This is a genomic window from Flavobacterium noncentrifugens, assembly GCF_900100375.1.
GTDB lineage: Bacteria > Bacteroidota > Bacteroidia > Flavobacteriales > Flavobacteriaceae > Flavobacterium > Flavobacterium noncentrifugens.
Genome location: NZ_FNEZ01000003.1, coordinates 494502 through 507051 on the forward strand (window position 1 = coordinate 494502; position 12550 = coordinate 507051).

General features: G+C 40.6%; 10 protein-coding genes. 5 read left to right on the forward strand and 5 right to left on the reverse strand.

Annotated features, from left to right (window positions below):
* Positions 1-8 precede the first annotated feature (8 nt).
* Both BLS32_RS11755 and BLS32_RS11760 read right to left on the reverse strand, forming a co-directional pair.
* Entirely contained in the window at positions 9-602 is a 594-nt protein-coding gene (locus BLS32_RS11755; protein ID WP_217639570.1) for a GNAT family N-acetyltransferase, read from the reverse strand.
* A gap of 7 nt (positions 603-609) precedes the next feature.
* Positions 610-1788, reverse strand: a complete 1179-nt coding sequence (locus tag BLS32_RS11760; protein ID WP_091395871.1) for an AIR synthase related protein — start codon at positions 1786-1788, stop codon at positions 610-612.
* A 273-nt stretch (positions 1789-2061) separates the two neighbouring features.
* Between BLS32_RS11760 and BLS32_RS11770 the strand changes: the two genes are divergently transcribed.
* Both BLS32_RS11770 and BLS32_RS11775 read left to right on the forward strand, forming a co-directional pair.
* Positions 2062-3114: an alkaline phosphatase D family protein gene (locus BLS32_RS11770; RefSeq protein ID WP_091395877.1), complete on the forward strand. Its 1053-nt coding sequence runs from the start codon at positions 2062-2064 to the stop codon at positions 3112-3114.
* Between the two features lie 3 nt (positions 3115-3117).
* Complete coding sequence (locus BLS32_RS11775; protein WP_091395880.1) at positions 3118-3687, forward strand: YdeI/OmpD-associated family protein; 570 nt, start codon at positions 3118-3120, stop codon at positions 3685-3687.
* A 124-nt stretch (positions 3688-3811) separates the two neighbouring features.
* Here the strand turns inward: BLS32_RS11775 and BLS32_RS11780 are convergent, their stop codons facing one another.
* The 3 genes from BLS32_RS11780 to BLS32_RS11790 all read right to left on the reverse strand — a co-directional run bounded on the left by BLS32_RS11780 (position 3812) and on the right by BLS32_RS11790 (position 7769).
* The gene (locus BLS32_RS11780) at positions 3812-4597 is read right to left on the reverse strand and encodes an OmpA family protein (protein WP_091395883.1); all 786 of its coding nucleotides are present in this window, start codon (positions 4595-4597) and stop codon (positions 3812-3814) included.
* A 10-nt stretch (positions 4598-4607) separates the two neighbouring features.
* Positions 4608-5483, reverse strand: a complete 876-nt coding sequence (locus BLS32_RS11785; RefSeq protein WP_091395885.1) for an OmpA family protein — start codon at positions 5481-5483, stop codon at positions 4608-4610.
* A 96-nt stretch (positions 5484-5579) separates the two neighbouring features.
* The gene (locus BLS32_RS11790) at positions 5580-7769 is read right to left on the reverse strand and encodes a glutamine synthetase III family protein (RefSeq protein ID WP_091395888.1); all 2190 of its coding nucleotides are present in this window, start codon (positions 7767-7769) and stop codon (positions 5580-5582) included.
* A 201-nt stretch (positions 7770-7970) separates the two neighbouring features.
* Between BLS32_RS11790 and BLS32_RS11795 the strand changes: the two genes are divergently transcribed.
* The 3 genes from BLS32_RS11795 to BLS32_RS11805 all read left to right on the forward strand — a co-directional run bounded on the left by BLS32_RS11795 (position 7971) and on the right by BLS32_RS11805 (position 12499).
* Entirely contained in the window at positions 7971-8918 is a 948-nt protein-coding gene (locus BLS32_RS11795) for a TerC family protein (RefSeq protein WP_091395891.1), read from the forward strand.
* A gap of 163 nt (positions 8919-9081) precedes the next feature.
* Positions 9082-10095 (forward strand): glycoside hydrolase family 130 protein, encoded by a 1014-nt coding sequence (locus BLS32_RS11800; protein WP_091395893.1) that lies wholly within the window; start codon positions 9082-9084, stop codon positions 10093-10095.
* A 19-nt stretch (positions 10096-10114) separates the two neighbouring features.
* On the forward strand, positions 10115-12499 hold the full coding sequence (locus tag BLS32_RS11805; RefSeq protein ID WP_245699425.1) for a glycosyltransferase: 2385 nt from the start codon (positions 10115-10117) through the stop codon (positions 12497-12499).
* Positions 12500-12550 lie beyond the last annotated feature (51 nt).

Genomic DNA, 12550 nt, shown 5'->3' on the forward strand with positions numbered 1-12550 from the left:
GAGCTTTTTTAATGCAGTTTGCTTTTCAGATTTTCCTTTACAGAATCAATCCATTCGCTTTTTAAAATACTAAGAACAATGCTGTCCCTTCTGACATCACTTTCAAAAGTCGGCATGTTGCTTCTTAAAATTCCGTCGACTTTGCAACCGATGCTTTTCATCGCAGCAACACTTTTTGCATTGTTTGCATCAGCGCGAAATTCCACACGCTCCATTCCGAGTATTTCAAAGGCAAATTCCAGCAGCAAATATTTGCAATGTTTGTTCAAGCTGGTTCCCTGAAAATTTTTTCCATACCAGGTATAACCCAATTGCAGTGTTTTAAATGCAAAATTAATGTCGTAAAAACGCGTGCTTCCGGCGTAATGATTCGTTTTTTTATCGAAAACAATAAATGGGAATTCCGTTTTGTTTTCTTTTGCTTTCAGCGCAATGTCGATATAGTTTTCAAGATTTTCTTTTCCGTTAGCGCGAACCAATGAATAAAACCAGGTATCGGGCTCATTTATTGAAAAATACAGCAAGTGATCAACATCTGATTTTTCCAGTGGTCGAAGCAAAACACGCCCGTCTTCAAGAATTTGATTTGGATTGATTTCCATCATCAGACTAATATTCGAAAGTTCCGTATTCGCTTGCAATCGTCAACTTTTTTGAATCCGAAGCTTCTACCCGACCGACAATCTGCGCGGCAACGCCAAACGATTCTGAAATCGAGATAATATTTTTCGCCACATTTTCAGGAACATACAATTCCATTCGGTGCCCGCAGTTAAAAACCTGGTACATTTCCTTCCAGTCGGTTTTCGATTGCTTCTGGATCAGCTTAAACAAAGGCGGAACCGGAAATAAATTGTCTTTAATTACGTGAACGGCATCCACAAAATGCAATACTTTTGTCTGCGCGCCACCGCTGCAATGCACCATGCCGTGAATGTCTTCCGAATTGTATTTTTCGAGTATTTTTTTGATGATCGGCGCATAAGTCCGTGTTGGCGAAAGCACCAGTTTCCCCGCATCGATTGGCGAATTTTCAACCGAATCTGTCAATTTCACCTGTCCTGAATAAATCAGATCTTCCGGAACATGCGAATCAAAACTCTCAGGATATTTATCCGCCAGATATTTTCCAAAAACATCGTGCCGCGCCGAAGTCAGTCCGTTGCTTCCCATGCCGCCATTATACGATTGCTCATAATTCGCCTGGCCAAAAGAAGCCAAACCAACAATTACATCACCCGGACGAATATTCGCATTGTCAATCACATCGCTGCGTTTCATGCGCGCCGTCACCGTCGAATCGACAATGATTGTACGCACCAAATCGCCCACATCTGCAGTTTCGCCGCCCGTGGAATGAATTGTTATGCCGAAGGTTTTGAGTTCTGCAATCAATTCTTCGCTTCCGTTGATAATCGCTGAGATCACTTCACCCGGAATCAGGTTTTTATTTCTTCCAATGGTCGATGACAGCAAAATATTATCGGTCGCGCCCACGCAAAGCAAATCGTCAATATTCATGATCAATGCGTCTTGGGCAATGCCTTTCCACACCGAAATATCGCCGGTTTCCTTCCAGTACAGGTACGCCAAAGACGATTTCGTTCCCGCGCCGTCGGCATGCATGATCAGGCAATAATTGTCATCTCCGGTTAAATAATCGGGAACAATTTTGCAGAAAGCCTTTGAAAACAAACCTTTATCGATGTTTTTAATCGCGTTGTGCACATCTTCTTTCGACGCCGAAACGCCGCGCTGCGCATACCTTTTTGAAGTATCTGAACTCATGTTGTTGTGTTGTAGTTGTCGCGCAAAGATAGCTAGAAATTTACGATTTCAGATTTTGGATTTGTGATTTATAGCTGTGATTTCCGAATTTATTTTAGAAGCTGTTCCGGCTATTCGCTGCAATCTTTTACTTCGTAAACTCCGCAAAAGGATTTCCGCTGCTATCCGGGCTAGGGCATTTATATTCAAAAAATATTTTTCAAAACCGGAACATTTTGAAATCATGTAAAACCAAAATCCTAAAAATTTGTACATTTATAAAAAACGCCATCCATGCAAAAAAATATACTTTTAATTGCGGTGCTGCTGCTGTTTCAAATGACACATGCACAAAACCAAAGCAAAAAAACAATATCCAAAATCGCATTCGGATCTTGTGCCGAACAGGACAAACCGCTTCCCGTTTTCGATCTCGTGGTCAAACACAAACCCGACCTGTTCATTTTCCTGGGCGACAACATATACGCCGATACAGAAGACGAAAAGGAATTCGAAAGAAAATATGCACAGTTAGCAGCGAAACCAAGCTTTCAAAACCTCAGCAAAAATGTTCCTGTGATCGCAACCTGGGACGACCACGATTTTGGCGACAACGATGCAGGAAAAGAATACAAAAAGAAAAAAGAATCAAAGCAGTTTTTTCTGGACTTCTTTCATGAGCCGCAGGATTCAGAACGCCGGAAACGCGATGGCATTTACACATCGTACATTTATGGAACCAACGGCAAAAAAGTCCAGATCATCTTATTGGACACCAGGTATTTCCGTGACAAAATGCAAAAATACATGGGCGAGGTCGGGGAAGATAAACGCTATTTCTACAAACTCGATTATGCGCCAAGCATTGGCAATCCTGAATTTCTTGGTGAAGCACAATGGCAATGGCTCGAAAAAGAACTGCAAAAAGACGCCGATCTTCGGATCATTGGCAGCAGCGTGCAATTCGGACATGAATTTAACGGTTACGAATCCTGGACGAATTTCCCGAAAGAACAGCAGCGCATGTTTGATTTGATTCAGAAAACAAAAGCCAATGGCATTTTTTTCATCAGCGGCGACGTGCATTATGCCGAGATCTCAAAACGAGAAATTCCAGATTTATATCCGATTTACGATTTTACTTCAAGCGGTTTGTCATCCAAATGGAAATTTGCAACGCCAAACCAATTCCGCATTGAAGGCCCGGTCATGGAAAATCATTTCGGGTTATTGACCATCGACTGGACAAAAAAAGATCCGGCCGTAAAAATGGAAATCTGGGATGTCAGCGACAATCCCCGTTTTGAATATACGGTCAAAAAAAGCGATATTAGCTTCAAAAAATAATTTATGGAAGCTGCATTTTTCCCCGATCAGAACGATTTTAGGAAATGGCTCGAAAAAAACCACCAGTCAGAAACAGAATTGCTCGTTGGTTTTTATAAAGTCGGAAGCAAAAAACCTTCAATGACCTGGTCGGAATCGGTCGATCAGGCTTTGTGTTTCGGCTGGATCGATGGCGTGCGCAGATCGCGCGATGCAGAAAGTTATACGATTAGGTTTACTCCGAGAAAAAAAGACAGCATCTGGAGCGGCATCAATATTAAAAAAGTAGAATCGCTTACCAAATCGGGACTGATGCAACCGGCAGGAATTGCTGCTTTTGAAAAACGCCAAGAGTCAAAATCCAGGATTTACGCTTTTGAACAGGACAAAATGGAATTTTCAGCAGCATTCAAAAACCAATTTAAAGCCAATAAAAAAGCATGGGATTTCTTTCATTCGCAAGCGCCATCTTATATTAAAACGGCTCTTCATGTAGTGATGAGTCCAAAGAACGAAGTGACGAGAAAAAAATGGCTTGATCAATTGATCAGCGATAGTGAAAACGGGAAAAGGCTCGGTCGGTTAAGCCGGTAATTAAAAATTGCGGCAATTAGAAAACGACATGCTTTGCGCTGATTTCAGTACTTAGAAAAGGTGATTTTTCATCTTTTTTTGTTTATTATCTAATTTTCTCATTGACGCATTTTCTAATCAAAAATCATTTACTTAAAATCATCACCTCGACACGACGATTTTCATCCTGCTCCTGCTCGTTTTTTTCAGGAATCGGATGGATTGGTTTAGTGACACCAAAACCTTTAAATGCCAATCGGTTCTTACTGATCTTTTGCGATACCAGATAATTGTAAACCGCACGCGCACGCGATACCGAAAGGTTGTTGATGTCGCCGCTGAGTTGGCAGCAAATGTGCCCCTGGATTTCAATTCGCAAATTCGGGTTCTCTTGTAAAGCACATAGCAATTCGTATAGATTATTCTGCGATTCGGGAACGATGCGAGACGACATATTGTAGAAATTGATCTTTTCGAGTTTGATCTTGTCGCCTGATTTTGAAGTTTTTATTTTGTCCTGCAAACCGATTGTTGCTGGATTGGGAACAACAATTTCTTTCTTCAATTCATAAACAACCAAAACTTTCCTGTTTTCAGCCTGGATTTTTGATTGTTTAAAATCTTCACCAAAACCGCGGACTTCAAAATTGTCTTTAACTGCAATTTCGCGATGCTTTAAAAAGTCGGAAACTGTGCGGACGCGTTTCATGGAAAGCGTATCGTTGTAAAGATTCGTTCCTTTAGAGTCGCAAAATCCGTAAATTTTGGTGACCTCCATATTTTTATGTGTGGAACTCCAAACTGTCAGTTGAGTTGTTGCTGCTTCATTCAAATCAAATTTATTAAAATCAAAAAAAACTTCGAGTTTTTCCTGAGCGAAAGCCGTTGCCGCATTTAAAAAAACCAACAGCAACATCATTTTGATTTTCATGGGGATTAACTTAATTTTCTACGATAAAAATTTCGACACGGCGGTTTGCAGCGCGTTCTGATTCGTCTTTTTCAGGCAATGGAAAAATGGGTTCGCTGCTTCCGAAACCTTTGTAGGAAAGGCGGCTTTTGTCAATTTTGTTGATGATCAAAAAGTTGTAAATTGCTTTGGCGCGTTGTGTCGATAAATCGGTTCGATCAATAGGCATGCAGCATAAATGTCCTTGGATCTGAATTTTTAAATTTGGATTTCTTCGCAAAACAGTCAGCAGTTCATACAATTTTCCGCGAGATTCATTCACGATTGCAAAGGTGTTGATGACAAAATTCAGGTTGTCGATTTTGAGCTTCTCACCTACTTTGGCATCGGCAATTTTGCGCATAAATTCGACGTCAAGCTTGTATGCTGTAGTGGTTCCATTTGGGTTTTCGATCGAAACTTCATTCGGATAACTTACGATCGGTTTTTCTTCAACTGCCTTTTTGATCCCGAGGATTTCATCTTCACGCGGAATGTCTTTGGCTTCAATATAAAAAATGGAAACTTTCCGGTTTTCGGCTTTATTTTTTGACAGATTGTGCAACTCCCCGAAGCTTCTGGTTTTAAAATCTTCCCGGATTTTTACTTTTCCTTTGATTTGTAAAAATACGAAACTGACTCTTTTCTGCGCCAGCGTATCATTAAATCCTGTAGATCCGTCTTCATCAGTGTAACCGTTTATAGCAACAATCTTTACATCTGAATGCATTTTGATCCAATCCTGGAATTTGTCACTTTCAAGTTTTTTAAGATCTGATTTGTTGCTGTCGAAAAAGACTGAAAATTGCTCTTGCGAAAAAACGGTACAACATACGAACAGGAAAAATATGGAAGTCAGGAATTTCATTTCGGGGTTTTAAATACAACGAAAGTTACGCAAAAAAAAAGTATAAAAAAACCGGCAGGATTTAAAATCTGCCGGTTGATATTTATTGGAAATTGATTATCGTGTAAACAACAATTCCCTGTACTTAGTCAATGTCCAAGTTTCATCGTCCACCAAAAGCTCTAGTTTATCGCAGTGCTCGCGGATTTCTTCAAAATGCGGTTTAACATCGTCGCAATAAGCTTCGGCCATTTCCTGAGCGTCTGTAATAACGTTTGCCGTTTTTCTGGCTTCGGTCATTGCTTCTACTTTTCTGTTGATGCCTTCAATGTGTGACGAAATTTCTTTGATCAGAACGATTTGCTCTTTTGCGATGTTTTCAAAATCGGAACCGAAAATTTCTTTCAGTCCGCGTACGTTTTCAATCAGTGTATTTTGGTAACGGATCGCTGTCGGAATGACATGGTTTCTTGCGATATCGCCTAGAACACGGCCTTCGATCTGGATTTTTTTCGTGTATTCTTCGAGCTCGATTTCGTAACGCGCCTCTACCTCAACATGATTCATCACGTTCATTTCCTTGAACAAATCCAAAGCTTGCTGCGATACTTTTGCTTTTAGAGCCAATGGCGTTGTTTTGAAGTTGCTCAATCCGCGTTTTGCAGCTTCCTGTTCCCAGGCTTCACTGTATCCGTCGCCTTCAAACAAGATATTTTTGGTTTGCTTAATGTATTCTCTCAGGACGTTGAAAATCGCTTCGTCTTTTTTGAGGCCTTTTTCGTCAATTAACGCATCAACTTCTTTTTTGAAATCTTTCAATTGTTTCGCTACGATCGTGTTTAAAGTCGTCATCGCATTCGCACAGTTTGCAGATGAACCTACGGCACGGAATTCAAATTTATTTCCGGTGAACGCGAATGGTGAAGTCCTGTTTCTGTCGGTATTGTCCAATAAAACATCTGGGATTTTCCCGACAACGTTTAATTTAAGATCGGTTTTTTCTTCAGGAGATAATTTTCCGGTAGAAACACCTTCGAGTTCGGCTAAAACTTTCGTCAATTGCTGCCCGATGAAAACCGAGATAATTGCCGGTGGCGCTTCATTGGCACCAAGCCTATGGTCGTTGCTAGCCGTTGCAATCGCCGCACGCAATAACGATTCATAAGTATCAACCGCTTTGATCGTATTGATGAAAAACGACAGGAATTGCAGGTTGCTCATTGGCGTTTTTCCCGGGCTCAACAAATTCACTCCAGTGTCAGTTGCCAACGACCAGTTGTTGTGTTTTCCTGAACCGTTTACGCCTTTGAAAGGTTTTTCGTGGAATAAAACTTTGAAGTCATGGCGTTCTGCCACTTTTTGCATCACATCCATTAATAAGGAGTTGTGGTCGACGGCAAGGTTGGTTTCTTCGAAAATCGGGGCCAACTCGAATTGGTTTGGCGCGACTTCGTTATGGCGTGTTTTTACCGGAATTCCGAGATACATACACTCTTGTTCCAATTCACGCATGTAGTTTAACGCTCTTGTTGGGATCGATCCGAAATAATGGTCGTCCAATTGCTGTCCTTTTGCAGAAGTATGTCCGAGCAATGTTCTTCCGGTCATGATAATATCGGGACGGGAATTCGCCAAAGCCATATCCACAAGGAAATATTCCTGTTCCCAACCCAAAGTTGCGGTTACTTTTTTAACGTTTTTATCGAAATATTTGCAAACATCTGTCGCCGCTTCATCCACAGCGTTCAATGCGCGCAATAGTGGTGTTTTATAATCTAAAGCTTCACCCGTATAAGAGATGAAAACCGTTGGAATGCATAAAGTCGTTCCGAATATAAATGCCGGGGAAGTTGGATCCCAAGCGGTATAACCACGTGCTTCGAAGGTATTTCTTATGCCACCGTTCGGGAAAGACGACGCATCTGGTTCTTGTTGCACCAATTGGCCGCCGCCGAATTTTTCTACAGGATCGCTTCCGTCGTAAGACGTTTCAAAAAATGCATCATGCTTCTCGGCAGTTGTTCCTGTTAAAGGCTGAAACCAGTGCGTGTAATGGGTTACGCCTTTCGACAATGCCCATTCTTTCATGCCCATTGCGATGTAATCGGCTAATTTTCTGTCAATTTTTGTTCCGTGCTGGACTGCATCTTTCACGCCTTTGTGTGCATCTGAAGTCAGAAACTGCTTCATTGCTTTATCATTGAACACGTTAGCGCCGAAAATATTCGACTTTCTGTCGGCTTCTTCAAATTTAGATGGCCTTCTGTTTGATGCTTCTTTCAAAGCCTGAAAACGTAATGTTGACATAAAATTTAATTTTAAAAAGTTGAACCCTTATTAATTTGCTGCAAATATATGAATTATTATAAAAATAAAAAGTTAACCCCTAAAATTTTACGGGTTAGCCAAAATTAAAATGTAAAACAGATAATTTCGCAATAGTTTTGTATGGGATGACAGAAATTATTTTGCAAAAAGTATCTTTGTAAGGATCAAAAAGTTTTTGCTATGATGGTATGGATTTGTTTTTTAGCTGCAGTGATGGTGTTTCTTGCACTCGATTTAGGTGTATTCAATAAAACGCCGCACATCATTAGCACAAAAGAAGCCAGTAAATGGACGGCAATCTGGGTAGCCATGTCGTTTTTATTTGCAGGTGTGATCCATTGGTTGTATGGCAGCAGCTTTGTAGAAAACCCGACAGGATTGAAACCCATGGGAGCGGTTGTAAAATACATTACCGGTTATCTGATCGAGCTTTCTTTGAGTATTGACAACATTTTTGTTATTGCGATTATCTTTTCATCTTTTAGGATTCCACAAAAATACCAGCATCGGGTCTTGTTTTGGGGAATTATCGGGGCGATTGTTTTTCGTGGATTAATGATTTATTTCGGAGTGATGCTGATCAATAAATTTGCATGGACGACTTATTTATTCGGTGCTTTTTTAATTTTTACAGCCGGAAAAATGCTATTCCAGAAAGATGACGCCGAATTTGAACCGAAAAAATCCTGGATCTACCGCAGCCTCGGAAAAATCATACCGATTACACATCATACCGAAGGCGAACATTTTTTCCTGAAAGAAAACGGAAAAAATTATGCGACCCCGCTTTTTGTCGCTTTAATTGTGATTGAATTTATGGATGTGCTGTTTGCAATGGACAGCGTTCCGGCAATTTTAGCAATCACTTCCGATCCGTTTTTGGTGTTTAGTTCGAATATCTTCGCAATTTTAGGGCTACGGTCGATGTATTTTTTTCTGGCGAATATGCTCCAGAAATTCAGTTATCTGGAATACAGCCTGATGGCGATTCTTTCATTCGTCGGAATCAAAATGATTGTCCACGAATATCTTGAAGTTCCCGAATGGGCTTCATTGGCTTTCATTGTCGTTTCTCTCGGGATCGGGATTTTGGTCTCACTACAAAAATCCAAAAATCAATCTGAATAAATTCGATCAATCGCGTTTTTGACACTCCAAATTTTAAGAAAAAATCTGTTAAAACACTGCCATTTAACACTTAAAATCATAATCATACAACGTAATGTAGAGATTGTGTAATGGGATTTCGCAGTCTTTTAAAGAATTTTACGGTCAACATAAATCGGATGTTATGGTAGCTGTAAACAAACACGGAATTGTTCTCGAAAAAAGAAATCTTGACTTTGAGATTGAAGGCGTTTTAAACCCGGCGGTCATCCTTGAAGATGGCCAAATTCACATGTATTACCGTGCTGTCGCGAAAGGAAACCGTTCCACGATCGGTTATTGCAGGTTTGATGCCAATGATCCGCTGACAGTCGTCGAAAGATACGACCAGCCGCTAGTTGATTCTGAATACGAATATGAATCACACGGCGTAGAAGATCCACGGATCGTGAAAATCGACGACGTATATTACATCTCATACTGCGCTTATGATGGAACAAATGCCTTCGGAGCAGTTGCTACTTCAACAGACGGAAAAAAATTCAGTAAACGCGGCATAATCGTTCCGCAGGTTCGCGGTGATAAATTTCGCGAATGGCTGCACTTCAACGGAAACATCAACCTGAAATATTACAGGCTGAACATGGATAACAATTATGTTTGGGATAAAAATGTGATTTTTTTTCCAAGGCGGATTTTCGGACAGCTGTTTTTCCTACACCGCATCAAACCCGGAATCCAGATCGCCTGCGCAAATAAGCTCAGCGAATTTAATAATGATTTCTGGAAAGATTACATTCAGAACATTGAAGACTATATCGTGCTAGACCCGAAATTCGAACACGAACTGAGTTACATCGGAAACGGTGCGCCGCCAATCGAAACAGATAAAGGCTGGCTGATCATTTACCACGGCGTTCACGACACTGTAAGCGGATATATGTACACTGCCTGTGCGGCACTTCTGGATCTGGAAAATCCCGGAAAAGAGATTGCCCGATTGCCTTATGCGCTCTTTAAACCCGAAGAAGACTGGGAATTGCAAGGTTATGTAAACAATGTTTGTTTCCCAAGCGGAACGGCTTTGATTAACGACACTTTATACATCTATTATGGCGCTGCCGACGAACGGATTGCATGCGCATCGGTCAGTATCTCAGAATTGCTCGAAGAATTGCTCAACAACATAACAATATAAAATTGCAACAATACAACTAATGAAACAGACTATGAAAAATGATAACATCCTCAGAAATAACGGAACGCCGCCTGGTTTTCTTCCTTTTATGAACAATAATTTCTTTAACGAGCAAAAAAAACCTCTAAAAGTTCCTGTGGATGAAAACATGCTGCCAGAAATCTTGTTCATCACGACTTTTCCGCCGCGCGAATGCGGTATTGCGACTTATTCGCAGGATCTGATCAATGCGTTGAACAAACAATTTGTTTATTCGTTTAATATCGAAATCTGCGCTGTAGAAAACAATAGTGAAAGGCATACTTACGGCAAGGATGTGAAATACAAACTCAATACTTCTGAGCCAAAATCGTATATTAAAATGGCTGAGAAAATCAATGCCGACGACAATATCAAAGTTGTTCTGATTCAGCATGAATTTGGCCTATTTGCAGAAACGGTTGATGAATTCAACGATTTCGTTTCACGGATCAAAAAACCGCTGGGCATTGTTTTCCACACTGTGTTGCCAAGGCCAGACGAAGTATTTAAACAAAAAGTACAGCATTTACTGGATTATGCCGATGGGATTATCGTGATGACGCACGGCGCAGGAGAAATCCTCGAACGCGATTACCGTGTTGACAGTTCGAAAATCAATGTAATTGCACATGGAACGCACCTGGTTCCGCATTTGGATAAAAATGTTTTGAAAGAAAAATACGGATTGCAAGGCAGGAGAGTGCTTTCTACTTTTGGTTTGCTGAGTTCTGGAAAAAGCATCGAAACGACTTTAGAGGCTTTGCCTGGAATTGTAAAAACCACGCCTGAAGTGATTTTTTTGATCATCGGAAAAACACATCCAACCGTTGCATTGCAGGAAGGCGAAAAATACCGCGAGGAATTGCAGCGCAAGATCGTCGAGCTGAACATTCAGGACAACGTAAAGTTTGTAAACAAATATTTGCCTTTGGACGAACTTTTAGAATACCTGCAATTGACAGATATTTATTTGTTTACTTCAAAAGACCCGAATCAGGCGGTAAGCGGCACTTTTTCGTATGCTTTAAGCTGCGGATGTCCTGTAGTTTCTACTCCGATCCCGCACGCCAAAGAAGTTTTATCGGGTGAAAGCGGAATCCTATTTGATTTTGGGGATTCCAAACAATTGAAAGAAGCCGTAAACAAATTGTTGTTTGATGAGGAATTGCGACTCAATATCATTTCAAACGGATTGCATAAAATTACGTGTACGGCCTGGGAAAATTCAGCTGTGGCACATGCGAAATTCCTTCAGAAAATTGCAAGGAATAAATTCGAACTCCACTATCGCAACCCGGATATCAATTTAGATCACATCAAAAAAATGACTACCGATTTCGGGATGCTGCAGTTTGCAAAGATCAACGTTCCCGATATCAATTCAGGCTACACGATCGATGACAATGCGCGCGCGATGATCGCCTTATGCCAGCATTACAAAATGACGCGTGAGGAAGACGATTTGCTTTACATTAAAATATACCTTGATTTTATCGCTTATTGCGAACGCCCGAAAGATCTGTTTTTGAATTATGTGGATTACAATAACAATTTCACAACCCAAAATGCCGAGGTAAACCTGGCAGATTCCACAGGACGCGCGATCTGGGCATTGGGCTACCTGATTTCATTGGCACACATTTTACCGTATGAAATCGTTTCAAAAGCGGAAAAGGTTTTTGACAGGGCTGTGCAATGTGCGACTAAAGTGCATTCGCCACGAGCCATGTCGTTTATCATTAAAGGTTTGTATTATTACAACCGTTCGGTGGAAAATGACAATACGTCTGAAATCACAAAAATGCTTGCCGATCGTTTGGTTCAGATGTACAAACATGAATCATCTCCAGATTGGTTATGGTTTGAAAGTTACCTGACGTATGCCAACAGCATTTTGCCCGAAGCTTTATTGTGTGCCTATACCATCACCGATGACACAACTTATAAAGCGATCGCTAAAGAATCATTCGACTTTTTAATGGCGAAAACTTTTTCAGACTCAGAAATTAAAGTCATTACGAATCAAGGCTGGTGTCAGAAAGGTGAAGAAAATTCCGGTTTTGGAGAGCAGCCGATTGATGTGGCTTATACGATTATTACGCTCAGGAAATTCCACGATGTCTTTAAAGAAAAATCTTATTTGGATAAAATGGAAACGGCTTTCAACTGGTTCTTAGGAAACAACCATTTGCAACAGATTATTTACAATCCATGTACTGGCGGCTGTTTTGACGGATTGGAAGAAAAGAACGTCAATTTAAATCAAGGTGCAGAATCGACTGTAAGTTATTTAATGGCAAGATTGATGAGCTACCGTTATTTTGGAAATGAGACCAACAGTTACCATAGAAGGAAAAACAAACCGGTAAAGGTTTTGCATTAAAGCATAAAAAAAGGGAATCGATTTGATTCCCTTTTTTTATGCTTTAATTTT

Coding starts and splice junctions, on each gene's coding strand:
- BLS32_RS11760 (WP_091395871.1), bottom strand. CDS start 1,788: ATGAGTTCAGATACTTCAAAAAGGTATGCGCAGCGCGGCGTTTCGGCG.
- BLS32_RS11770 (WP_091395877.1), top strand. CDS start 2,062: ATGCAAAAAAATATACTTTTAATTGCGGTGCTGCTGCTGTTTCAAATG.
- BLS32_RS11785 (WP_091395885.1), bottom strand. CDS start 5,483: ATGAAATTCCTGACTTCCATATTTTTCCTGTTCGTATGTTGTACCGTT.
- BLS32_RS11775 (WP_091395880.1), top strand. CDS start 3,118: ATGGAAGCTGCATTTTTCCCCGATCAGAACGATTTTAGGAAATGGCTC.
- BLS32_RS11790 (WP_091395888.1), bottom strand. CDS start 7,769: ATGTCAACATTACGTTTTCAGGCTTTGAAAGAAGCATCAAACAGAAGG.
- BLS32_RS11780 (WP_091395883.1), bottom strand. CDS start 4,597: ATGAAAATCAAAATGATGTTGCTGTTGGTTTTTTTAAATGCGGCAACG.
- BLS32_RS11805 (WP_245699425.1), top strand. CDS start 10,115: ATGAAACAGACTATGAAAAATGATAACATCCTCAGAAATAACGGAACG.
- BLS32_RS11755 (WP_217639570.1), bottom strand. CDS start 602: ATGGAAATCAATCCAAATCAAATTCTTGAAGACGGGCGTGTTTTGCTT.
- BLS32_RS11800 (WP_091395893.1), top strand. CDS start 9,082: ATGGTAGCTGTAAACAAACACGGAATTGTTCTCGAAAAAAGAAATCTT.
- BLS32_RS11795 (WP_091395891.1), top strand. CDS start 7,971: ATGATGGTATGGATTTGTTTTTTAGCTGCAGTGATGGTGTTTCTTGCA.